Origin of the sequence: Rhizobium sp. AN6A, from assembly GCF_900215635.1 — a bacterium.
GTDB lineage: Bacteria > Pseudomonadota > Alphaproteobacteria > Rhizobiales > Rhizobiaceae > Agrobacterium > Agrobacterium tumefaciens.
In genome coordinates this window covers 299678-321176 of the sequence record NZ_OCNC01000003.1, presented here as the reverse complement: position 1 = coordinate 321176, position 21499 = coordinate 299678, and the positions used below count along the sequence as shown (strand labels likewise).

Genomic DNA, 21499 nt, shown 5'->3' with positions numbered 1-21499 from the left:
AATGGCTCCTCGGGTCAAGCCCGAGGATGACGTCGAAAGTGAGGAAGGGCACCGAAAACGCCAAGGGTGGCACGGTGCCCCGTCAAGGATGTCAAGCCGTGGCAAGGCAGGCGTTGAAGCTCTTTTCCAGCTTTTCGCGGTCGAGTTCGCGGCCGATGAAGACAAGGCGGCTTTCGCGCTTTTCGCCTTCCTTCCACGGGCGCTGGTGATCGCCCTCGATGATCATGTGCACGCCCTGCACCACGTAACGTTCCGCATCGCCCTTGAATGCGATGATGCCCTTGAGGCGCAGGATGTTCGGGCCGTCTGTCTGGGTGACCTTCTGGATCCACGGGAAGAAGCGCTCCGGGTTCATCTCGCCGCCGCGCAGCGACACCGACTGCACCGTCACGTCATGGATCGGGGAGGCCGCGCCATGGTGGTGGTGATCGTGGCCGTGGTCATGATCGTGGTGCGCGTGATCATGGTCGTGATGATGGTGGTCATGTCCGTGATCGTGCCCATGATCATGGTGGTGGTGGTCGCAATCAGGACCGCATGCGTGATCCTCGTGGCCGTGCTCGAGGAAGTGCGGATCGTTTTCGAGCGCACGTTCCAGATTGAAGGCGCCCTGGTCGAGAACGCGGGCGAGATCGACGCCGGAACGGGTGGTCTTGTAGATGCGCGCAGAAGGGTTGATGGCGCGCACGATATCCTCGATGCGGGCGACTTCTTCCGGCGAAACGAGATCGGTCTTGTTGACGATGACGACATCGGCAAAGGCGATCTGGTCTTCGGCTTCGCGGCTGTCCTTCAGGCGCAGCGGCAGGTGCTTGGCATCGACCAGTGCGACCACGGCGTCAAGCTCGGTCTTGGCGCGCACGTCGTCATCCATGAAGAAGGTCTGGGCGACCGGAACGGGATCGGCAAGACCGGTGGTCTCGACAATGATACCGTCGAATCGGCCGGGCCGGCGCATCAGGCCTTCGACCACGCGGATGAGGTCGCCGCGCACCGTGCAGCAGACGCAGCCATTGTTCATTTCGTAGATTTCTTCGTCGGATTCGACGATCAGATCGTTGTCGATGCCGATCTCGCCGAATTCGTTGACGATGACAGCGTATTTCTTGCCGTGGTTCTCGGACAGGATACGGTTGAGAAGCGTCGTCTTGCCGGCGCCTAGATATCCCGTCAGGACGGTGACTGGAATGGGCTTGGCTGGTGCTGTTTCGGTCATGGAAACCTCGCGTGGAAAAAGGCCGGTTGAGGCCTCAAGGAATAAGTGTCGACGACCATATAGGCGTGACATCAGGGCAGTTCAAAGGGATTCTGGCCGGTTTCGGTGCAGTTTTTCAAATTTTGTTATGAAATAACGTTATGTCAAAAGCGTGGACGTCTTCAAGCAGTTCGACAAGGCCCGAAACGGCATGGGAAATGATCCTTTCGCCCTTCTCGGCTGAGGCGGCAGCGGCGTTTCCGGCAACGCCATCAGGGTTCAGGTCGCTCATCAGCCAACCGAAAGCGTGTGGACCATAGGCACGCAGATGCCTGAAACGGCTGGCGAAATCGCTCTGGCGGGAGGGGAAGTCGGCGGCTTTCTCCATCGCCACCCGCTCCGGGCAAAGCGCCAGCATGACCGACGTTTCTATATCGCCACCATGGATATCGATCGCCTTGTCTTCCGGTGTCACCACATCCGTCGGCACGCCGAAGCGGGTCCAGCTGGTGGCGACCGCCAGCATACCGAAGCGGGCGCGCGCCTCGGTGGCGACGATGGTCATCAATGGCGAATTGCCGCCATGGGCGTTCAACATCACGAATTTGCGCACGCCTTTTTCATATTCGGCCTTAGCAATGCCGAGCCAGCGCTCAACGGCCTCATCGTAACGCAACGACTTCGTGCCCGGCACATTCATGTGCTCGATGGAATATCCAACGGGCTCCACCGGCAGGAAGGAGACCGGCAGACTGGCGGGCAAAACAGCAGCCAAACGGGAGACAATGCCCGCCGCAATCAGCGTGTCTGTCTCGAAGGGCAGGTGCGGCCCGTGCTGTTCGTGCGCACCGAGCGGCAGCACTGAAATTGCACCTGTTGCGCGAAGATGAGGGTCTGTTACGTTTTCGTCGTGATAATGCGTGTATGAGTTTGGCATCTGGCAGTCCGCGCGTGCATTCGGTAAGGATTTCCAGCAACATATATCGGTTCCGCCACAGGGTAAAAGGCACTCGCATATGAGCAAGGACAAAACTGGGCATAAGGACAAGGGCGCCAAAAAGGACAAGGGCACCAAGAAAGTAAAGGACGCCAAAAAGAGGGATGAGAATTTCAACCCTGAGGAACTGGCGCAATCCATCACCCAGGCCGCCCGTTCCATGCGCACGGCGCTGAGCCACAGCCTTGCCGAAAGCGGCCTTTATGCCGGGCAGGACGGCGTTATTCTGGCGTTGGCGCAGGAAGGCAGCCTCACGCCTGGACAGATCGCCCAGAAACTAGGTGTCAAGGCGCCGACCATGACGCGGACCATCGGCCGCATGGAAGCCCAGGGCTTCGTGGAGCGTAGCGGCGATGACGAAGATGGCCGCGTGACACTGGTGAAACTGACGGAGACGGGCCTGAAAAGCGTCGAACATATCAACGTCTCCATCGCAAATTGCGGTGCGCGGGCGATTGAGGGGCTTTCGGCCAAGGACATCAGGACCGTGGTTAAACTTCTCAAGGTGATCGATACCAACCTTCAATAATTTGTTGAGTTTTTAAAAAACCACTGTCTTTTTGTTGATATTCCTTAAACCGGTTGCGGATTTTGTTTAAATTGTTTAATTGCGATTTAAACAGAGACTTCTGTCAATGACATGGGTTTGGGGAGAAATGCCGTGGCACAAAAGATCAAACTGTCGACAATCGCCGAAAGCCTCGGTCTATCGACTGCCACCATCTCCCTTGCATTGCGCGACAGTCCGCTGGTCGCCTCTGACACCCGCGACAAGATCAAGGAACAGGCCCGGGCGCTCGGCTACATCTACAACCGCCGGGCCGCCAGCCTGCGCACCTCGCGCTCCGGCATCATCGGCGTGGTGTTCCACGATGTGATGAACCCGTTTTATGGGGAAATTCTCAAGGCCATCGAAACCGAGCTGGATCGCAGCCGCCAGACCTTCATTCTGTCCAACCATTATGATTCGGTTGAAAAACAGCGCACCTTCATCGAGACGCTGCTGCAACTTGGTTCTGATGGTATCATCATGTCGCCCGCCATCGGCACGCCGATCGAGGACATGACATTGGCTGAGGAAAACGGCATGCCGGCCATTCTGGTGGCCCGCTCGCTCGAGGGCGTCGACATGCCGACCTATCGCGGCGATGACAGCTATGGCATTTCGCTTGCGACCAATCATTTGATCAGCCTTGGCCATCGCACCATTGCCATGGTTGGTGGTACCGACCAGACCTCGACCGGCCGCGATCGTTATCAGGGTTATGTCAACGCGCTGCGCAAGGCGGGAATCGAGGTCGATCCGAATCTGCGTATTCCCGGCCCACGCTCCAAGCAAGGCGGTTTTGAGGCCGCCGTGCATTTCCTGTCGCTGCCGCAGAAGCCCACCGCTGCCGTCTGCTGGAACGATCTGGTCGCCATCGGCCTGATGAACGGTATTTCGCGCGCCGGACTGGTGGCGGGCGTGGATATTTCCGTGACGGGTTACGACGATCTGGAGGAGGCGGCCATCGCCACGCCGGCGCTGACCACCGTGTCCAACGGCCAGGCCGAGGTGGGGCGCCTTGCGGCGCGCGCGCTTCTGGACAGGCTGGCGGGCAGCCACGAGCCTGATGGCGTGCACCTCATCAAGCCGGAAATGCGCATCCGCCAGTCGACAGGGCCGGTCCGTCCGAGAGTTTGAGCAGCGTATACCTCTCTTTCGTCATTCCGGCCTTAAGCCGAAAGCCAGCCAGCTCAAGTCCTTGAGCTGGAAAGACTCTTTGCGCCGCGCCGACGCGCGCCTCAAGTCCGGCATGACGGAGGCGGGCGCGTTAAAAAAAGGCATGAAACTTCCGTCTGCCCCCATAGCTTCCCCTTATTGCCCTTTTCACGGCCGCCGTTGTTTGAAAAGATCGCGGCCCAGAAGAGCGGGACGGCGAGTGGTTCGCCCATGAATCCGCTCTGACGATATCGGAATGCAATCAGGAGGAATATCCACCCATGTCTGACAGACAAGCCGTCGTTCTCGTTCCCGGCAAGATCAACCCGCGCGTGCTCGAACGCCTCGAAGGCAAGGTCGAGATCGTGACAGTGCCCGCCGGTGCCGAGCCGGTTCTGCCTGATGGTGCGGCTGAGCGCATCAATGCCATCGCCGTTTCAGGCGTCGTCAACGCCAAATGGATCGATGCGCTGCCGAAACTCGAGATCATTGCCAATTTCGGCGTCGGTTACGATGGCGTTGATGCCAAACATGCCGCCACGCGCGGTATCGTGGTGACCAATACACCCGACGTGCTGAACGACGAAGTTGCGGACACGACGATTGCGCTGCTGATCAACACGGTTCGCCGTCTCTATCAGGCCGAAACCTGGCTGCGTGAGGGCAAATGGGTTGGCGAAGGACCCTTCGCGCTTTCGCCGTTTTCGTTGCGCGGCCGCAAGGTCGGCCTGTTCGGCATGGGTCGCATTGGCCAGGAAATCGCCAAGCGGCTGGAGCCATTCAAGGTGGAGATCGGCTATCATACCCGCAGCAAGCGCGATGGTCTGCCCTATACCTATTACGGCTCGCTAAAGGAGATGGCGCAGGCTGTCGACACGCTGATCTGCATCGTGCCCGGCACCCCGGAAACGCACAAGGCGATCAACGCGGAAGTCCTCTCGGCACTTGGTCCGCAGGGCGTGTTCATCAATGTCGGACGCGGCTCCAGCGTCGATGAGGATGCGCTTTTGCAGGCCCTCAAGAGCGGTGCGGTGGGTGCTGCCGGTCTCGATGTGTTCTACGCAGAACCGAAGGTGCCGGAAGCGTTCCTGTCACTGCCGAACGTTTCCCTGCTGCCGCACGTCGCCTCTGCGTCCATCCCGACGCGCAATGCGATGGCCGATCTGGTGGCCGACAATATTCTCGGCTGGTTTAGGGATGGCAAGGTGCTGACGCCGGTGCCGGAAACGCCGGTTAAGGGGTAACACCTCTCCGCCGTCATCCTCGGGCTTGTCCCGAGGATCCAACCACGTAGCGTTAAATCAATCGGTTGCAGATGCTCGGGACAGGCCCGAGCATGACGAAAGAGGCAAAGTTCCGCGCTAACCCCGACTCTGCCTATTCCGCAATCTCACTCGTCGCGACCCATCGTCCCTCGGCGAAGGATCGGGCCATGGCATGAATGCTGCGCTCGATCTTCAGGCCTTCCTCGAAGTCGATGATATGCGCCGTCTTGCCCTCGATGGCCGCGATCAGTTCCCGGCACTCGATCACCTTCAGATCGTTGAAGCCGAGCCCGTGGCCGGGGGCGGGAATGAAGCGGTCATACGGCTTGTGGTGAGGGGCGGCGAGAACGGTTCTGAAACCCTGCTCCTCCGGGCGCCCGTCCGTGGTGTAGAGCTGGAATTCGTTCATCCGCTCCTGGTCGAAAAGGATCGAGCCGGTGGAGCCGTAAATCTGGATGGCGATACGGCCCTTGCGGCCCCAGGCCGAGCGGTTGGCGATCAGCACCGCCGAAATGCCGCCTTCGAGCTTCAGAAGCACGCTGGCAAGATCATGCGTTTCCACAGCGCGCTCGCCGCCACCACTTAGCGGCCGCGTCTCGTAAGGCTTCACCATGTCGGTGATCGCGCTTTCGGGATGGCCGAAAAGGGAAAACAGAAGTGATAGCGGATGAACAGCGAAATCATCCAGCGCGCCATAGCCGGAGGACGCTTCGCTCTTCCAGTAGAAGGGCTGGGTGGCATCCGCCATGAAGTCCTCATCCATTTCCGCACGGACATGGTAGACATTGCCGATCGCGCCTTCGTCGATAAGGCGGCGCATATGGCGGATGACAGGGTTCTGGATGTAGTTGTAGCCCATGGCCGCCGCCTTGCCCGAACGGCGGGCCGCATCACGCATCTTCACCGCATCAGTAAAGGCAGGCGCCATCGGCTTTTCGCACCAGACGTGTTTGCCGGCATCGAGTGCGGCAATCGCCATTTCGGGATGAAAGGCATTGGGTGTGGTGACCGAGATGACGTCGATTTCAGGGTCGGCAAGCAGATCGCGCCAGTTGCCGGTCGAGCGGGCGAAACCGAACTCGGCGGCCTTTTTTGCCGCAAGCTCGGGATTGACCTCTGCCAGTGTGACCAGTCGTGGACGCTCCACATCGCCGAAAACGCTGGTGACGTTGTTCCACGCCAAAGCGTGGCACTTGCCCATGTAACCCGTGCCAATAAGGCCAACGCCAAGAGCGGCCATGGTCTCTTCTCCCTAAATTATTACAATGAAATCAGTGATCTATCTATTCATGTTGTATTGAGCACAGTGTAAGGCGGTAGGGCCGATGTCGGCCCCACTGCCCTCATCCCTATGACAGGCACAGGAATGGGGGTACTGCGGAGTGCCTCAGGGATTGTCGCGCTTGAAAATCCAGTCGTGATCGGGGTGGTTCTTGAAGCGCCACTTGCGCATCGGCCCGGCCATCACGTTCAGATAATACATCTCGTAGCCATAAGGCGCGCCGCAGGGGTGGTGTCCCTTGGGAACCAGCACGACATCGCCATCCGCCACAGCCATGGTCTCGTCCAGCGACCCATCCTCGGTGAAAACGCGCTGGAAACCGAAGCCCTGCGCCGGGTTGAGCCGGTGATAATAGGTCTCTTCCAGATAGGTCATATCAGGGTAATTATCCTCATCATGCCGGTGCGGCGGATAGGACGACCAGTTGCCCGACGGGGTGAAAACTTCCGTCACCAGGAGACTATCGGCGACATCGCGCTCTTCCATGGCGATGGGGAAAATGTAACGCGTATTGGCGCCTTTGCCGCGCTCGGTCAGTTGCACGCCATCGGGACCGATCTGTTGCGCTTCGCGGCTACCTTTTTCACCCGGTGCGGTGCAGACACCGACGGTGCAATCCGTCGTGGCCGTCAGCGACCATTCGGAGCCGGCGGGGACATAAACGCAGTGCGGAGGCTTGCGCTCGAACACGTTCATGCGGTCGCCGAGTTCGCCGAACTCCTTGCCGCCGGCGGAAATCTTCGCCTTGCCTTCGACAAGCACCAGAATGACTTCTTTATCGCCAGTTTTCTCGGCTGCGGTTTCACCGGGCTTCAGACGATAAAGGCCGAAACCGACATAACCCCAATCCGCGCTTTGGGGCGTGATGTCGTGCACCTTGCCGCTTGTCGCGACCGGCTTGCGCAGAAGTGAGGTCATGGTGGTGTTCCTTTTTGTCGATATTTCGAATGGGCGGCGAACTACTCGTGACGTTTCGTTTTCCTCATCCCTGTGCTTGTCACAGGGATTCAGCCAGCCCAAGTCCTTGGGCTGAAAGGACTCTCTCCACCGCGCGAGAGCTGCGTCGGCTGGATTCCTGTGACAAGCACAGGAATGAGGGAGTAAAGGGCCTCAAGCCGCCTGAGCCTTGTCCAGTCCGGCCTCACGCGCAAAAGCCTTCAGCGATTTCAGGCCTAGGCTCTGATATTCGAAGGGGTTGCGCACATCCGGGTCCTGTTCGGCCTCGATGACCAGCCAGCCGCTGTAATTGTGCTCGGTGGCAATTTTCAGAACCGGCGGGAAGTTCACGCCGCCCTCGCTGTCGCCCGGCACGGTGAACACACCGCGGCGAACGCCTTCGAGGAAGGAAAGCCGCTCGTTCCGAACCTGATCGGCAATCACCGGCCGCACGTTCTTGGCGTGGATATGGCCGACGCGGTGCATGTATTTCTGCGCGACGCGCACGGGATCGCCGCCGCCGAACAGGCAATGGCCGGTATCGAGCAGCAGATGGGTCTTCGGCCCGGTATGCTTCATCAGAAGGTCGATCTCGTCTTCGCTCTCGACCACGGTTCCCATGTGGTGATGGTAGACGAGGGTGATGCCCTGTTCGGCAGCATAGGCCGCCAGCGCCTCGACACCCGCGCCGAACTTCGCCCAATCTTCAGCCGCAAGGCGCGGACGGTCGACCAGCGCTGTGTCGTCGGCACCGTGAATGGCGTTCGAGGTCTCGCAGACGATGATGACCTTCGAGCCCATGGCTTTCAGCAGATCGAGCGCCGGCTGCATCGCCTTCTTTTCGGATTCGATGCTGTCGGTCAGAAGGTTCAGCGAATGCCAGCCAGAGACGAAGGACAGGCCGCGCGGCGCAAGCACACCCTTCAGGCCTTCCGGGTCGGTCGGGAACTTGTGGCCCTTCTCGATGCCGTCGAAGCCGATCTTGGCGGTTTCGTCGAGGCATTGTTCAAGGCTGATATGGGCGCCCAGCGTGCGGTCGTCGTCGTTGGACCAGGCAATCGGGTTGGTTCCGTAACGGATCATCTTACTGTCTTTCCTTGATATGGTTTTCATAGCGCGCGCGCGCCGGTCCGATTTCGGCGCGGTCGGAAACTTCGGGTACCGCCACATCCCACCAGTGGCCACCGGCCTGCGGTGTCGGATAGGGGTCGGTATCGATGACGATGACAGTCGTGCGGCTGGATTCGCGAGCGGCCGCAAGCGCCGCTTCCAGCTCGGCGATGGTGGAAACCTTGCGCGCATCCGCGCCCATGGAGCCGGCATGGGCGACGAAGTCGATGGCGATGGGGTTGACGTTGGTGTGGGCGTAGAGGTTGTTGAACTCCGCGCCGCCGGTTTCCATTTGCAGCCGGTTGATGCAGCCGTAACCGCGGTTGTCGGTGATGACGAGCGTGATCTTGACGCCCATGGCAACCGATGTCGCAAGCTCGGAATTCATCATCATATAGGAGCCGTCGCCGACCATGACGATCACGTCCCGGTCCGGTTCCGCCATCTTGATGCCGAGGCCGCCGGCAACCTCATAGCCCATGCAGGAGAAGCCATATTCCATGTGATAGGAGAGCGGCAGCTTCGATTTCCACAACTGATGCAGCTCACCCGGCATAGTGCCCGCCGCACACATGACGACGGTATTGTCGCGCGACTGGCGCTGCACGGCGCCGATGACCTGCATGTCGGTGGGCAGGCTGTTGGCATTGTCCTCACCCGGTGCCGCCGTATCGGCATCGGCCTTCTCGAACCATGCCGCCTTGAGCTTGGCATCCGGTGCCGTGAAGCGGTGGCTGCCAAGGGCGGCCGACAGTTTTTCGAGACCGATCTTCGCATCCGCCGTCAGGCTGATCGCATCATGCTTGGTGCTGTCATAGTGCTGCACATTGAGGGCGAGAATCTTGCGGTCCGGGTTCTTGAACAACGCCCAGGAACCGGTGGTAAAGTCCTGAAAGCGAGTGCCGACGCCGAACACCAGATCGGCTTTCTCGCTTATGATATTGGCACTTTCCGCCCCCGTGACGCCGACCGGGCCGAAATTGAGATCGTGATCCCATGCCAATGCCGATTTGCCGGCCTGCGTTTCGACGACCGGGATGGAATGGGTTTCCGCAAAACGCTTCAGCGTTTCGGTGGCGCCGGAAAAATGCACACCGCCGCCGGCAACGATGACGGGGTTCTTCGCAGCCTTCAGCGCGGCGACGGCCTCTTCGAATTCCGCCACATCCGGTTCCGGGCGGCGTTGCCGCCAGACGCGTTTTTCAAAGAAGCTGACGGGATAATCATAAGCTTCCGCCTGCACGTCCTGGCAGAAGGCCAGCGTTACCGGGCCGCAATCGGCCGGGTCCGTCATGGTGCGCATGGCGCGGGGAAGGGCGGTCAGCAATTGTTCCGGGCGCATGATGCGGTCGAAATAACGGCTAACCGGGCGGAAGCAGTCATTCACCGTCATCGTGCCGTCGCCGAAATCCTCCAGCTGCTGGAGCACGGGGTCGGGACCGCGATTGGCGAAGACATCGCCGGGGATGAGAAGAACCGGCAGGCGGTTGACATGGGCAAGCGCTGCCGCCGTTACCATGTTGGCAGCACCGGGGCCGATGGAGGAGGTGACCGCCATTGCCCGCCGGCGGCGCAGCTGCTTGGAATAGGCAATCGCCGCATGCGCCATCGATTGCTCGTTCTGGCCGCGATAAGTCGGCAGTTCCTCGCGAATGCCATAAAGCGCCTCGCCGATGCCGGCGACATTGCCATGGCCGAAGATGGCCCAGACACCGGCAATATAGGTCTCGCCATGTTCATTCATCTGCGCGGCGAGGTAACGAACCATAGCCTGCGCAGCCGTCAATCTGATTGTCTTCACGCTGCCTCTCCCTTTTTGGCGCGCGCCTCATCCCATATGCGGCACAGGCTGGTGTATCGCTGCGCCATGTCCTTCACCGCTTCCTCATCGGTGATCTTGCCACCGAGCCAACCCCGCGCGGCGTCGGCGAAAATCGTGCGGCCAACCGCGAAACCTTTGACCAGATCGAAACCGGCGGCAAGGCGGAAGCTCTCCTCCAGCTCGCTTTGCGGTGCGTCGAGACCAAGAACGACGATGCCGCGCACGTAAGGATCGTTGCGATGCACGGCGTCGCAGGCATTTTTCCAGGCGGCTCTGGTTTTCATCGGCTCCAGTTTCCACCAGTCGGGATAAACGCCGATCTCGTAGAAGCGTTCGATGATGCGCGCGGCGGTCAGATCGTCGGTCGGGCCGACCTTGGAGGGAATGACCTCGAGCAGCATTTCCAACCGGTTGCGGCGTGTCGCCTGGAACAGACGCATCACCGTCTCCTCCTGCGCAGCGCGCATTTCGTCGGTATCATCCGGGTGATAGAAGCACAGAACCTTGACGACATTTTCCAGCGGCCATTCGGAAAGCCCGCCGAAATCCTTGCCGAGTTCCGGTTCCAGCGTCAGCGGGCGCGAACCCGGCCATTCCACCGGCCGGCCGATCCACAGGCCGGAGCCGCTGGCTGCGAAAAGCGCATCGCGCCCGAGGCGGCCATCGCAGAGAATGCCGTAACCGGCCTTGCCACCGGCGACCGTTTGCGCGGCCTCGAGGCAGAGCTTCTTGAAGGCGCCGATGCGCTCGTGTTTCACGCCGAGTTCGTCGGCGATCGCTTCCAGTTGCATGCGATGGTCGAAGGCGAAGACGCGCATCGTGTCCCATTCGCCCTTGCGATTGGTGGACCAATGCACCTGTTCCAGCGCCTCATCCTTGCGTAGCGCCTTGTTGCGGATGCCGGCCTTGAAGAAATATTGCAGCTCTTCCCAGCTCGGATAGGCGGGCGTGCAGCCGTGGCGGGAAACGGCAAAGGCGCCGCAGGCATTGGCGTATTTCAGCGTTGTCGGCCAGTCCTCGCCGCGCAGCCAGCCACGGAAAAGCCCGGCCATAAAGCCATCGCCCGCGCCGAGAACATTGAAGACCTCGATCGGGAAACCTTCGCCCGTCTCGCCATCGTCCAGGCTCGCCGGAATTTCGCCGGCGAAAACCGAAGCACCCATCGGGCCACGCTTGCATACCAGCGTCGCGTTCGACACCTTGCGTACGGCGTTCAGCGCGGCCAGCGTATCGGTCGAGCCGCCGGCAATGTGGAATTCTTCCTCGGTGCCGACAATCAGGTCGAACAGGTGCAGGGTAGATTGCAGCTTGGCGGTGACCTTCTGCGATTCCACGAAGCGGCTTTCGCCATCGCCATGGCCGGCAACACCCCAGAGGTTGGGTCGGTAGTCGATGTCGAGCGCTGTTTTCGCACCGTTTTCGCGGGCAAGTTTCAGCGCCTTCAATACGGCCGCTTCCGTCTTCGGATGCGACAGATGCGTGCCGGTGGCGCAGACACAGCCTGCTTCGGCAATGAAGGCGGGATCGATGTCGTCTTCGCTGAGCGCCATGTCGGCACAGTTCTCGCGATAGAAAATCAGCGGAAACTGGTTCTGGTCGCGAATGCCGAGAAGCACCAGCGCCGTCAACCGCTCCGGGTCGGTTTTCACGCCGCGTACGTCCACGCCTTCGCGCACCAGCTGTTCACGGATGAAGCGGCCCATATGCTCGTCACCAACGCGGGTGATGACGGCACTGGCAAGGCCGAGCCGCGCAGCGCCGGCCGCAATATTGGTGGGAGAGCCGCCAATATATTTGGCAAAGGAGGCCATGTCCTCCAGCCGGCCGCCGACCTGCGAACCATAAAGGTCGACCGACGAGCGCCCGATCGTGATAAGGTCAAGTTTTTTCAAAAGCTTCCTCCTTCGGACCCCGCATTGAGGGAGCCTGATGCCAGTGGGCCTCCTCCGCCCACTTTCTGTCTCACCACCTTCGGGTGCATTCACGAGACGGACAATTATGGAATGCCCGTTTCATGAATTTGGATCATAAATTCTATTTTTTATGTTTTCAATAAAAATATTCAGGCTGTTTTGCGTGTTCCCACAGCGACAGCGAGTGTAATGGCGAGACAGAGCGTGGCGGAAAGCGAGCGGAATGCGCCAAAATCGATTTCCGTTACCGTGAGCAGCGTGGCGCCGGACTTGCGCAGCGGATTGACGGCCGAATCGGACATGGCGACGACGGGAATGCCGTTGGCGCGGGCCATCTCCGCCAATTCCAGCGTTTCCGCCGAATAGGGGGAGAAAGTGATCGCAATCAGCGCGTCATCGCGGGAGATGGCGCTCAGATTGCCAAGGCCACCGACGGCGCTGTGCAAAACCGCAGGTACCTTCATTTTCTCGAAGGCGTAAGCGAGGTAACTGGCAATGGGGAAGGAGCGCCGCAAACCGATGATATGCACCGTGCGCGCCTGTGCTAGCGCCGAGACCGCCTCGTCAAGCTGCCTCGTATCGACCGATTTCAGCAGCATTTCCAACGAGGAACGGCCAGCCTCCACGAACTCCGCCAACAGGCCCGACGCGCTCTCGTCGCCCTTCTCGCGCAGGTGGTCCAGCCGGGTCGCATAATCCGGCCAGCCGCCGACATAGGAATCGCGAAACAGGCGCTGCATCTCCGAAAAGCCGGAAAAACCCATGATCTGGCAAAAGCGCATGAATGCAGACGGCTGCACGCCGGCACCTTCTGCCATTTCGGCGACGGTGGAAACGGCAATGCGATCCTGATTGGACGCGACATAATCTGCGCATTGACGTAATCGTTTCGGAAGGCCTTCCGCGACCTGAAGCAACCGCTCCTCAAAAGCCTTCACGGAGTCTGGCGCATCGATTGCCGTCATTGTCGTTCCTTTGTGCAGATTGAAATCGTGTGCACTTTAACTGCAATGGAATTTTTATTCCATTGTGTTTTTTAGGAACGGATAAATGAAGCGGGATTGGGGTTTGTTGCGGTGTGTGATCGGGTTAACTTTCGTCATTCCGGCTCGAGGCCGGAACGACGAAGAGGGGGTGGTTGACGCTTTTGGGTCAGTGCAATCCACCCACACCAAGATGCGTATCAACAATATCCGGGTTCGCCGCAAGATCGTCGGACGGTCCCGACCAGACGATGCGGCCGCGTTCCATGATGATGGCGTGGTCGGCGAAGTCGATGGCCATCTGGATGCGCTGTTCGATGAGAAGAATGGTCATTTCGCCCGATTGCGCGAGTTTCGAGAAGGCCGCCATCAGTTCCTCGCAGATGACCGGGGCGAGACCTTCGAGGGGTTCATCGAGAAGCAGCACCTGCGGCTGGCCGAGGATGGTGCGGGCGGTGGAAAGCATCTGCTGCTCGCCACCGGAGAGTTGCGAGCCGAGATTGCGGCGTCTTTCCTTCAGGCGCGGAAACAGCGTGTAGGCTTCCTCGATTGCCGATTTCGGCCGGCCCTTGAGGCCGACGAAGAGGTTTTCTTCGACTGTGAGTGTCGGAAAGACATCGCGGGTCTGCGGCACGTAACCGAGACCGGCGAGGGCGCGGGCAGCACTCGGCAGGGCGGTGATGTCCTGCCCGCCGAGATGGATATCACCGGCAAAACGTTTCGTCTGCCCGGCAAGCGTGGCAAACAGGCTTGTCTTGCCAACGCCGTTACGTCCGAGCACCGCGAAACGCGAACCGGCGGGAACGGAGAGCGACAGACCCTCGATGACACGGGTGGGGCCGTAACCGGCGGTCAGGTTGGCGATTTCAAGCGGCGCTGCGGGCATTGGCGTAACTTCCGAGATAGGCTTGGCGGACTTCTGCGTTGCTGGTGACTTCGCCAGGCGAACCGTCGAATATGACGGCGCCTGCGGCGAGCACGACCACACGTTTGGCGAAACGGAAGACCAGGTCCATGTCGTGTTCGATCATCAATATGGCGAGGTCGGCGGGCAGGCGGTCGAGCGCCTGTTCGATACGCGCCGTTTCCGTCGAGGGAACGCCGGCGGCAGGTTCATCAAGCAGCAGGATTTTGGGCCTGAGCGCCATGGCGAGTGCGATCTCGATCAGCCGCTGCTGGCCATAGGCGATTTCACGCACGCGGGTTTCGGCGATGGCAAGCAGGCCAAGCGTACCGAGAATGTCGCGCGCCTCGCTCATCACCGTTGGCATGGCGCGGTAACGGCCGAAAATCCGACCCGTCCTGCCTTCCCTTTGCAGAATGGCGAGTGCGACATGTTCCTCTGGCGTCATGTCCTGGAACAGCCGCGTCACCTGAAACGAGCGGACAAGTCCGCGCTTCACGCGCTGACTGGCGCTGAGCCCCGTCACCTCTTCTCCGGCAATCCGCACGGTTCCGGCGGATGGCTTGATGTTTCCGGTAACGAGGTTGACGAAGGTGGTCTTGCCGGCGCCGTTGGGGCCGATCAGCACGGTGCGATCGCCGGGCGAAAGCGACAGCGAGACATTGTTGGTAACGACGAGACCGCCGAAATTTTTCTGCAGGCCGGAAACTTCGAAAATGGCGCTCATTTGCGATCTCCCCGCAGGCGCGCGATGATCTGTTCGCCCGCGCCATAAAGGCCGCGCGGCGCAAACAGCACGACGGCGATCAGAAGCAGGCCGACGATTGTAAGCCAGTGGAACGGATTGGCGGCGGAAACGACGTCCTCGAACCACATGAAGGTGACGGTGCCGATCAGCGCGCCATAAAGCGAGCCCGCGCCACCGAGAACCAGCATGACCAGCGCTTCGGCAGACAGCGTGAAGCTGAGGCTGTCGAGGCCGACCACCTGCGTGGAGATGGCGTTCAGCGCGCCGCCGATTCCGGCGACGATGCCTGATATCACGAACATCTTCAAAATCGTGCCATTGACCGAACCGCCCATGGCCTGAATGCGGATGCTGTCCTGCTTGACGCCGCGACACAGCATGCCGAAGGGCGAATTGACGACGACGCGAAGTGCCAGAAAAACCAGAAGCAGCAGGCAGACGCCATAGATATAGGCGGTGCGGCCGTAAAGATCGAATTCGAAGGTGCCGAACAGCGCATCGGGCGAGACGCCGGCAAGCCCGTCGCTGCCGCCCGTCCAGTCCGACGCCTTGTTGGCCGCCTCATGGAAAAGATGGACGACGGCGATGGACAGCACCAGTTGCGGCAGGCCGTGCGCGCGCAACAGAACGGTGCCGGACAGCAATCCCGCGATGCCGCCCACTGCTGCGCCGATGAGGGTCATGAGAAGCGGGTCGGTGATACCGTAGTGGGCAGCGGCAATGCCGGCGGCATAGGCGCCGGCACCGAACAGGGCCGCATGGCCAAGTGTCGCCACGCCGCAATAGCCGGTAACGAGATCGATGGAGAGCACGAGAAGCGCTATCGCGATGATGCGCGTCAACAGCGCCAGATTATCCGGAAACAGGAAGTAACCGGCGATGGCGGCGATGATGATGAGCAGGGGACCGCCAATCGCGCGCAGGGGCGAGCGGGCCTTCGGCAGTTTTGCCGTTTCAGTGAGGTCGTTCATGAGCACCGCCATCTCATTTCGCCCTTCCAAGAAGGCCGCGCGGAAACAGCGTGATGATCACGATGACCGCCAGATAGAAGAAGAATTCGCCATATTCGGGGGCAAGATACCGCCCGGTCGTATCGATGGCGCCAAGTAGCAGACAGGCGATCAGCGCGCCGGGGATCGAGCCTGCGCCGCCGACGGATACGACCACCAGGAAGGTGACCATGTAGCGCAGCGCATAATAGGGTTCGACCGGCAGCAATTCTGCGCCGATGACGCCGCCCATGGCGGCAAGGCCGACGGCGATGGCGAAGCTTACGGCATAGATGATTTCGGTGCGCACGCCGAGGGCTGCGGCCATGGCCGCATTATCCACCGCTGCCCGCAACTTGATGCCGAAGGCGGTCTTTTCGAACGTGAACCAAAGTGCCGCCGCCACCACGAGGCCAGCGACGATGGCGAAGATGCGGTGGGTGGCGATGGTGCGAAAACCGAGATCGGTGGGACCCGCGAGTTCCTGCGGCAGCGGAATGGTTTTGAGCGTTGGCCCGAACACGAAATTGGCGATGCCGATGATGCAGAAGGTGATGCCGATGGTCATCAGCACCTGCGTCAGTTCGGGCGCGCCGTAAATGCGTCGGTAGAGAAACCGTTCGAGCGGTATGGCGATCACGATGGTGCCGACAATCGCAACGAGGATTGCCGCCGCGTAACCAAGGCCGAGGCCATGGGCGGCATAGGAGGCGAGATACCCTCCGATCATGGCGAAGGCGCCGTGGGCGAGATTGACCACACGCATCAGCCCCATTGTCACGGATAGGCCAATGGAGATGATGAAAAGCACCATGCCATAGGCAAGCGCATCGACAAGGATGCTGAAGACCGTCTGCATGTTCGAAAGCTCCTCCCGATGCGATTGCGCCCGTGCCGGAGCCGCCTGCAAAAGGCGGAGCCGGTCATTTTCGTCTCAATGCTTACTTGGCGGCGGCAAGGCCCGGATCGCCCTGTTTTTCGAAAGTCTGGACTTCCTTGTTGTAATAATTGCCGTCATCGCCCTTGGAGACTTCGCGCAGATAGATGTTCTGCGTGATGTGGCGGCTCTGCGGATCGATGCTGACAGGGCCGCGCGGGCTTGTCCAGGAAAGACCCTTCACCGCCTCGACAGCCTTTTCCGCATCCTGTTTGCCGCCGGTCGCCTCGATCATCTTGGTGATGACGTACATGCCGTCAAACGCGCCGACTGCGGGGAAGGACAGTTCCTTGGGATTGCCAATGGCCTTGGTTGCGGCCTCCACGAAGGTCTTGTTTTCGGGTGAATCGTGGGAGACGGCATAGTGGAAGGTAGTCTGCATGCCGAGCGCTGCTTCGCCAAGGGCCGGCAGATCCGATTCCTGTGTAAGATCGCCCGGCGCGAAAAGCTTGATGCCTGATGATTTCAGGCCGTTATCGTTGAAGGCCTTCACGAAGCCGAGCGTCGTCGGGCCGGAGGGCAGGAAGGCGAAGACGCCTTGTGCGCCGGAATCCTTCACGCGCTGCATGATGGGGCTGAAATCATTGGTGGAAAGCGGCATGCGAATGCTTTCCACAACTTCGCCGCCAGCGGCGGTGAAGGCTGCCTTGAAGGCGTTCTCCGCGTCAACGCCCGGGCCGTAATCGCTGACCAGCGAAATGACCTTCTTGACGCCGCCATCAAAAGCCACCTTGGCGATGGGCGTGGATGTCTGCCATGTCGTGAATGAGGTGCGCACCACATAGGGGCTTTTGGTAACGATGGCCGACGTGGCCGCATTCATGATGACCATGGGCACATTGCCCTGTTTCAGAAGCGGCGTAACCGCCATGGCGTCGGGCGTAAAATAGAAGCCGGCAAGATATTGCACGCCTTCCTTTACAACCAGCTCCTGCGCCAGCGCCTTGGATTGCGCCGGATCGGCCTGCGGCACATCGCGGTAGACGACTTCGACAGTGTCATTGCCCACCTTGTTGCCGTGAAGCGAAAACCAGGCGTCTATGCCGGCCTTGAAGTTCTTGCCTTGCAGCGCGAAGGGGCCTGAGAACGGGCCGACCACGCCGACCTTGATCGTCTCGGCATAGGCAACGGAACTGAAGCAGATGGCCGCGATTGCGGCGGTGATCCGTAATTTCATGATTTCCTCCCAATTGATCCGTGGCTCCCTCCACCGATCCAGCCAGTCAAACTGGTAAGTGCGATGGCCAAAGTAAAATGAAAAAAAAGGGGGCAATAAATAACCTGATGGTTATGGATCTCCGCCTCATCCGGTTCTGCCCGATATTGCATCATACAATAGGGATAGTCTGGCGATTCTCAATTGCCGCAGCCGCTGCAGCCGTCACGAATGGTCCCGTTTCAGCATGCTGCTTCCAAATGCCGCCGTTATGAAAAATGTCCTGCGCCACGCCGCCGGAAAATGACGATAATATGCACGTAATCCCGGTGCCTTAACCAGTTCTAAGGGGATTGTCCCTAGTCTCCCGAAGCATATTTTGAATTTCATTTGGTGTCTTGATGGGCGAATATCAGAATAAAGCCGTTGATCTTATGCGGAATCGCGTTGGCGACAGTATACTCAACAACAAGATCGAGCGCCGCGAAGCTTTTCTCCGCAAGGCGATGGCGCTGTATCACGTCATGGGCGGCGCGGCGGAGGGCATGCGCGCCGCGGTGGAAGATGTTGTTCACCTGCCGAAGCCGAGCGTCGATGTCGCTGTTGGCGACGTGATGCATGAACTGGCAGCAATCGGTCACGTTGCCGATCTCGATATTATCCAGGCCGGGTATAACAAACTTGATGCCGCCAATCTGCATATTTTGAGCAAGGGCAAGCGGCTTTTGCAGAAGCAGCAGGAAAAGAAGCTTGCCGCCACGGCTGAGAAGTAAGCCGTACAAGGGCAACTGAGGGTGATGACAAAGCTCCCTCACACCCGGCGTCATCGCTGGATTGCCCCAAGGATCCAATCACGTCCAACTAGATCAAGACGTTGCAGCTGCTCCGGACAAGCCCAAGCATGACGGACGAGGGCTTCGGGACTTCGTCATCATTCTGAGGCCCCCGATCGGGGGCGCTTCGAAATCAGGCAACGTCCGCGACGAAAATATCCTGCCAGGCGTCGTAAGCGGAAAGAACCGTTTCCATCTGCGCCGTGTGGCCGGTGATGAAGTCGTCGCCGTAGATCGTCTCATCAGGATATTCGGTAATCAGCGTCATCGGCACTGTGTGGCGGTCGTCGATGGACGACAGGCACGGGAAGCCGTTGATGATGCGGAAACCGGTTTCACCGGCGTGAATCTCGTAAAGCGCGATCTGGCGGTTGTTGTAGTCGAGCAGGCCCGGAATGGCGCCGAGATGGCGGGTAACCCGGTCGAGCAGGGCTTCCGCCTGCTTTTCCCAATCCGCATGGTGGCGGATGATCAGGAAAAAGCCCTTCGGCAGGGTCCACATGGCGAAATTGCGCGGCACATAACCGGAAAGCGGACGGGTCCATTCGTGCGAGGGATAACCGTGCAGGTTCACATGCAGGCTCGCGCCGCTCATCTCCTGCGCGCTGAAACGGATTGCCTTCTCGTTGAGATGGACGCCCGAATTTTCCCGCGTGCGATATTCGAGATCGTCGCCGAGCGCCGTGTACCGCGCCGCATGGTGCATGTGGCGTGGATTGTCGGCGCGCAGGCGCTGGTGCAGGGCATAACCATCAGGGTTTTCCAGCGGCGAAATGGTGAAATGCGCGCCCTGTCTTTCCGCAAGTTTGCGGGCGGCGCGGACGGCGCCGACGATGCCGGTGGTTTCATTGGGATGCTGGCCGCCGCTGATCATCACTGCGGCATCGCTGCCCGCGACATAACGGGCGGCAAGAACGCGGCCCGACCGCGAGCGGGCCTCGAACGCCTCGCCGCCAATCTCCGCAAGCATCCGCGCGATCTGACCTGCCGCCACCGGTTCGCGGGCCTCGTCGATCCGCTGTTCGCCGCCATCCAGGAAAGTGGTGGTGAGTGCACGGGTCTCGATGCGGACCGAAACGTCGCCGTTGCTTTTGACGACTTCCGGAACGATCTGGCCGGGTTTCAGGCCCCTGTCGCCCAGCGGCCGGCCGGACTTCTTCTGGAAGAATTCCAGGAGGGAGAAATAGAAATCCTCGTGCAGCGCTTCACGCAGGCTGACCACCTCGTCCCCGACCGGCAGCGCCATGTCTTCGGACGGGTGCGTGACGCGGATGTTCAACTCCTCGAAATAGGGTTCCTCATCGCCCCAGCCGTGGTTGGCAACGGCATTGATTGCCGCTTCGAAAAGCTGCTCGTAATCCGTCTCCAGCCGCTCGCCCGTAGCGTCACCGGCCGGACGGAACCAGCCGGTTGGCGAGACATTGGTTTCGCCGACGATATCGGTATGAACCCGGTTGGGAGCGAGAACCTTCAGGGTTTCCTTCTTGCCGTTGCGGCTCAGCGTAACGTCATAATGAAGGGCGTCGTCGTCGCGGGCGATAAAATCGATCTTCGCGTCGCCGGCTAGTGCCGCCAGCGGATAGGCCTCCAGCCGGAAACGATTGGCGGGTGCATTGGCGTGCACCGGGTAGTGCACCTCGATGGCATCGACGCCACCAAGATTGATCTCTTCCAGAAAGGTGAAGAGAAGCGGCTTGTAGGCGCTGCGGATGCGGGCACTGACGCCTTTTTTCTTCAGCCTTTCTTCGGCCTCGCGGCGGCTTTTGGCGTCATCGAACGTCCATGCCTCGAAGGACTGGCCGGGCGCGGCATTGGCGAGAAGCGCATCCAGAGTACGCTTGAAGGTCTGTTCGAAAATCTTGCTCATCACAATCACCTTGAGGTTCTGCCGGTGGGGTCGAGGCTGTCGCGCAGCCAGTCACCGAGAAGGTTGAGGCCAAGCACGGTTAGCAGGATGGCAAGACCGGGGAAGACGCTGACCCACCATGCCGTTTGCAGATAGGTGCGGCCATCCGCCAGCATGCCGCCCCAGCTCGGAATGGTCGGATCGACACCGAGGCCTAGGAAGGTGAGGCTGCTTTCCAGCAGGATGTTGTTGGCGACGTTGAGCGTCATCAGCACGATGACCGGGCCGATAAGATTCGGCAGAAGGTGCTGGAGAATGATGCGCCAGTCCTTCACGCCAATGGCGCGGGCGGACAGGATGAATTCCCGTTCGCGCAGCGTCAGCACCGAGCCGCGCACCAGGCGGGCATATTGTACCCATTGCGAGACGATCAAGAGGATGATGGTGTTGGTGAGGCTGCCGCCGACAATCGCGATGAAGGTGATCGCCAAGAGAATGAAGGGCATTGCGAGCTGGATATCGGCAAAGCGCATGACCAGCATGTCCCAGAAGCCGCGATAATAACCGGCGACCAGGCCGACGATCACGCCGAAGACCACGGCCCCGATGACCGAGGTGAAACCGACGAGCAGCGAAATCTTGCCGCCGGCCACGACACGGGCCAATACGTCACGGCCGAGCGGATCGGTGCCGAGCGGATGGGCGGCGCTAGTGAAGGGCTTGGCAAGGCGCGCCATCAGGTCGATCTTTTCGGCACCGCCCGGAAACAGCACGTCGGAAAGAAGAACGGCAAGGCAGATGACGACGGTAAGCAGGGCGCCGAGGATGAATTCGAGATTGTTGAAGCGCGACAGGCGCGAGGTTTTGGCAGCCATCGTCAA

Annotated in this window: 19 protein-coding genes; 4 read left to right on the top strand and 15 right to left on the bottom strand. The window is 60.1% G+C overall.

Going from position 1 to position 21499, the window contains the following annotated elements; genetic code table 11:
• Positions 1-91 precede the first annotated feature (91 nt).
• Together CRO62_RS05375 and CRO62_RS05370 are read right to left on the bottom strand one after the other, a co-directional pair.
• Positions 92-1216 carry a CobW family GTP-binding protein gene (locus tag CRO62_RS05375; RefSeq protein ID WP_004430957.1) on the bottom strand — a complete coding sequence of 375 codons (1125 nt, stop codon included), beginning with the start codon at positions 1214-1216 and terminating at the stop codon, positions 92-94.
• A 115-nt stretch (positions 1217-1331) separates the two neighbouring features.
• A complete protein-coding gene (locus CRO62_RS05370; RefSeq protein WP_097099486.1) occupies positions 1332-2132 on the bottom strand; it encodes a creatininase family protein in 801 nt (266 codons plus the stop codon).
• Between the two features lie 79 nt (positions 2133-2211).
• On the opposite strand from CRO62_RS05370, the gene CRO62_RS05365 reads away from it, so the two are divergent.
• The 3 genes from CRO62_RS05365 to CRO62_RS05355 all read left to right on the top strand — a co-directional run bounded on the left by CRO62_RS05365 (position 2212) and on the right by CRO62_RS05355 (position 5138).
• Positions 2212-2721, top strand: coding sequence for a MarR family winged helix-turn-helix transcriptional regulator (locus CRO62_RS05365; RefSeq protein ID WP_004430960.1), 510 nt, complete (start codon positions 2212-2214; stop codon positions 2719-2721).
• A 132-nt stretch (positions 2722-2853) separates the two neighbouring features.
• Positions 2854-3876 carry a LacI family DNA-binding transcriptional regulator gene (locus tag CRO62_RS05360; RefSeq protein ID WP_004430963.1) on the top strand — a complete coding sequence of 341 codons (1023 nt, stop codon included), beginning with the start codon at positions 2854-2856 and terminating at the stop codon, positions 3874-3876.
• A 299-nt stretch (positions 3877-4175) separates the two neighbouring features.
• Positions 4176-5138, top strand: a complete 963-nt coding sequence (locus CRO62_RS05355; protein WP_004430968.1) for a 2-hydroxyacid dehydrogenase — start codon at positions 4176-4178, stop codon at positions 5136-5138.
• Positions 5139-5271: 133 nt separating this feature from the next.
• Here the strand turns inward: CRO62_RS05355 and CRO62_RS05350 are convergent, their stop codons facing one another.
• The 11 genes from CRO62_RS05350 to CRO62_RS05300 form a co-directional block, all read right to left on the bottom strand.
• A complete protein-coding gene (locus tag CRO62_RS05350) occupies positions 5272-6399 on the bottom strand; it encodes a Gfo/Idh/MocA family protein (protein ID WP_097099485.1) in 1128 nt (375 codons plus the stop codon).
• A 147-nt stretch (positions 6400-6546) separates the two neighbouring features.
• Entirely contained in the window at positions 6547-7359 is an 813-nt protein-coding gene (gene iolB / locus CRO62_RS05345; RefSeq protein WP_097099484.1) for a 5-deoxy-glucuronate isomerase, read from the bottom strand.
• Between the two features lie 192 nt (positions 7360-7551).
• Positions 7552-8460 (bottom strand): myo-inosose-2 dehydratase, encoded by a 909-nt coding sequence (gene iolE, locus CRO62_RS05340; protein ID WP_097099483.1) that lies wholly within the window; start codon positions 8458-8460, stop codon positions 7552-7554.
• 1 nt (position 8461) lies between these two features.
• On the bottom strand, positions 8462-10288 hold the full coding sequence (iolD, locus tag CRO62_RS05335; RefSeq protein WP_097099482.1) for a 3D-(3,5/4)-trihydroxycyclohexane-1,2-dione acylhydrolase (decyclizing): 1827 nt from the start codon (positions 10286-10288) through the stop codon (positions 8462-8464).
• Positions 10285-12201 carry a bifunctional 5-dehydro-2-deoxygluconokinase/5-dehydro-2-deoxyphosphogluconate aldolase gene (locus tag CRO62_RS05330; RefSeq protein ID WP_097099481.1) on the bottom strand — a complete coding sequence of 639 codons (1917 nt, stop codon included), beginning with the start codon at positions 12199-12201 and terminating at the stop codon, positions 10285-10287. The genes iolD and CRO62_RS05330 overlap by 4 nt, the downstream gene beginning before the upstream one ends.
• 170 nt (positions 12202-12371) lie before the next feature.
• Complete coding sequence (locus CRO62_RS05325; protein WP_004430982.1) at positions 12372-13187, bottom strand: MurR/RpiR family transcriptional regulator; 816 nt, start codon at positions 13185-13187, stop codon at positions 12372-12374.
• A 187-nt stretch (positions 13188-13374) separates the two neighbouring features.
• Positions 13375-14091, bottom strand: coding sequence for an ABC transporter ATP-binding protein (locus tag CRO62_RS05320; protein WP_004430985.1), 717 nt, complete (start codon positions 14089-14091; stop codon positions 13375-13377).
• The gene (locus tag CRO62_RS05315; RefSeq protein ID WP_097099480.1) at positions 14072-14836 is read right to left on the bottom strand and encodes an ABC transporter ATP-binding protein; all 765 of its coding nucleotides are present in this window, start codon (positions 14834-14836) and stop codon (positions 14072-14074) included. Before CRO62_RS05315 ends, CRO62_RS05320 begins: the two co-directional genes overlap by 20 nt.
• Positions 14833-15840 carry a branched-chain amino acid ABC transporter permease gene (locus tag CRO62_RS05310; protein WP_097099479.1) on the bottom strand — a complete coding sequence of 336 codons (1008 nt, stop codon included), beginning with the start codon at positions 15838-15840 and terminating at the stop codon, positions 14833-14835. The genes CRO62_RS05315 and CRO62_RS05310 overlap by 4 nt, the downstream gene beginning before the upstream one ends.
• 1 nt (position 15841) lies before the next feature.
• Positions 15842-16705: a branched-chain amino acid ABC transporter permease gene (locus CRO62_RS05305; RefSeq protein WP_013762353.1), complete on the bottom strand. Its 864-nt coding sequence runs from the start codon at positions 16703-16705 to the stop codon at positions 15842-15844.
• 82 nt (positions 16706-16787) lie between these two features.
• A complete protein-coding gene (locus tag CRO62_RS05300; protein WP_097099478.1) occupies positions 16788-17960 on the bottom strand; it encodes an ABC transporter substrate-binding protein in 1173 nt (390 codons plus the stop codon).
• A 380-nt stretch (positions 17961-18340) separates the two neighbouring features.
• Here CRO62_RS05300 and CRO62_RS05295 point away from each other — a divergent pair, with 380 nt between their 5' ends.
• Positions 18341-18712 (top strand): hypothetical protein, encoded by a 372-nt coding sequence (locus CRO62_RS05295; protein WP_097099477.1) that lies wholly within the window; start codon positions 18341-18343, stop codon positions 18710-18712.
• Positions 18713-18905: 193 nt separating this feature from the next.
• Here the strand turns inward: CRO62_RS05295 and CRO62_RS05290 are convergent, their stop codons facing one another.
• Together CRO62_RS05290 and CRO62_RS05285 are read right to left on the bottom strand one after the other, a co-directional pair.
• Positions 18906-20639, bottom strand: a complete 1734-nt coding sequence (locus CRO62_RS05290; RefSeq protein ID WP_097100390.1) for a M14 family metallopeptidase — start codon at positions 20637-20639, stop codon at positions 18906-18908.
• A 5-nt stretch (positions 20640-20644) separates the two neighbouring features.
• A complete protein-coding gene (locus tag CRO62_RS05285; RefSeq protein WP_004430999.1) occupies positions 20645-21493 on the bottom strand; it encodes an ABC transporter permease in 849 nt (282 codons plus the stop codon).
• Positions 21494-21499 lie beyond the last annotated feature (6 nt).

What these genes read in the sequence shown, in the direction of transcription:
- CRO62_RS05375 (WP_004430957.1), bottom strand. Translation starts at nt 1,216, where the DNA reads ATGACCGAAACAGCACCAGCCAAGCCCATTCCAGTCACCGTCCTGACG.
- CRO62_RS05370 (WP_097099486.1), bottom strand. Translation starts at nt 2,132, where the DNA reads ATGCCAAACTCATACACGCATTATCACGACGAAAACGTAACAGACCCT.
- CRO62_RS05365 (WP_004430960.1), top strand. Translation starts at nt 2,212, where the DNA reads ATGAGCAAGGACAAAACTGGGCATAAGGACAAGGGCGCCAAAAAGGAC.
- CRO62_RS05355 (WP_004430968.1), top strand. Translation starts at nt 4,176, where the DNA reads ATGTCTGACAGACAAGCCGTCGTTCTCGTTCCCGGCAAGATCAACCCG.
- CRO62_RS05350 (WP_097099485.1), bottom strand. Translation starts at nt 6,399, where the DNA reads ATGGCCGCTCTTGGCGTTGGCCTTATTGGCACGGGTTACATGGGCAAG.
- iolB (WP_097099484.1), bottom strand. Translation starts at nt 7,359, where the DNA reads ATGACCTCACTTCTGCGCAAGCCGGTCGCGACAAGCGGCAAGGTGCAC.
- iolE (WP_097099483.1), bottom strand. Translation starts at nt 8,460, where the DNA reads ATGATCCGTTACGGAACCAACCCGATTGCCTGGTCCAACGACGACGAC.
- CRO62_RS05325 (WP_004430982.1), bottom strand. Translation starts at nt 13,187, where the DNA reads ATGACGGCAATCGATGCGCCAGACTCCGTGAAGGCTTTTGAGGAGCGG.
- CRO62_RS05320 (WP_004430985.1), bottom strand. Translation starts at nt 14,091, where the DNA reads ATGCCCGCAGCGCCGCTTGAAATCGCCAACCTGACCGCCGGTTACGGC.
- CRO62_RS05315 (WP_097099480.1), bottom strand. Translation starts at nt 14,836, where the DNA reads ATGAGCGCCATTTTCGAAGTTTCCGGCCTGCAGAAAAATTTCGGCGGT.
- CRO62_RS05310 (WP_097099479.1), bottom strand. Translation starts at nt 15,840, where the DNA reads ATGGCGGTGCTCATGAACGACCTCACTGAAACGGCAAAACTGCCGAAG.
- CRO62_RS05305 (WP_013762353.1), bottom strand. Translation starts at nt 16,705, where the DNA reads ATGCAGACGGTCTTCAGCATCCTTGTCGATGCGCTTGCCTATGGCATG.
- CRO62_RS05300 (WP_097099478.1), bottom strand. Translation starts at nt 17,960, where the DNA reads ATGAAATTACGGATCACCGCCGCAATCGCGGCCATCTGCTTCAGTTCC.
- CRO62_RS05295 (WP_097099477.1), top strand. Translation starts at nt 18,341, where the DNA reads ATGGGCGAATATCAGAATAAAGCCGTTGATCTTATGCGGAATCGCGTT.
- CRO62_RS05290 (WP_097100390.1), bottom strand. Translation starts at nt 20,639, where the DNA reads ATGAGCAAGATTTTCGAACAGACCTTCAAGCGTACTCTGGATGCGCTT.
- CRO62_RS05285 (WP_004430999.1), bottom strand. Translation starts at nt 21,493, where the DNA reads ATGGCTGCCAAAACCTCGCGCCTGTCGCGCTTCAACAATCTCGAATTC.